Source organism: Vibrio sp. 10N.222.46.A1, from assembly GCF_041473595.1.
Taxonomy (GTDB): Bacteria; Pseudomonadota; Gammaproteobacteria; order Enterobacterales; family Vibrionaceae; genus Vibrio; species Vibrio tasmaniensis_A.
Genome location: NZ_JBFRSN010001803.1, coordinates 1 through 375, shown reverse-complemented (window position 1 = coordinate 375; position 375 = coordinate 1). Strand labels below are relative to the sequence as shown.

The following is a 375-nucleotide window of genomic DNA, read 5'->3' as shown; positions in this document are numbered from 1 at the left end:
ACTTACAATATTATTAGCTACTAGGGTGTGTCATAAAAAAACCTACTCAAAGTGAGTAGGTTTTTATTTCGCGGTTAACCGCTAGTTCTCGATTTACAACTTGTTTGAGAGGCTCGCTCTAACTCAATCTAAACGCAACGTTAGGCCAGAGTAGTTCGAGTATCCGCGCAGTAACACATGGTAGGTTACGCCCGGTTGCGCGCTCACACTGCACTGCTCATTGTTTCCAGCGCGATAAGGGCGACAATCGTAACTCGATGTGGTTGGCTTGCTGCCCGATTTCACGTAAAGGTCGGCATCACCTGAACCACCAGACATTGAAACCGTCACGTTTGATGCAGAATCAACGGTGAACGTGTAGAAGCTCTCTGAAGA

Annotated in this window: 1 protein-coding gene; it reads right to left on the bottom strand. The window is 46.7% G+C overall.

Annotation, left to right across the window (positions count from 1 at the left end; all coding sequences use genetic code 11):
• Positions 1-123: 123 nt before the first annotated feature.
• Positions 124-375 (bottom strand): PPC domain-containing protein (locus AB4496_RS29390; protein WP_372133663.1); only part of this gene is annotated, 252 nt, incomplete at its 5' end.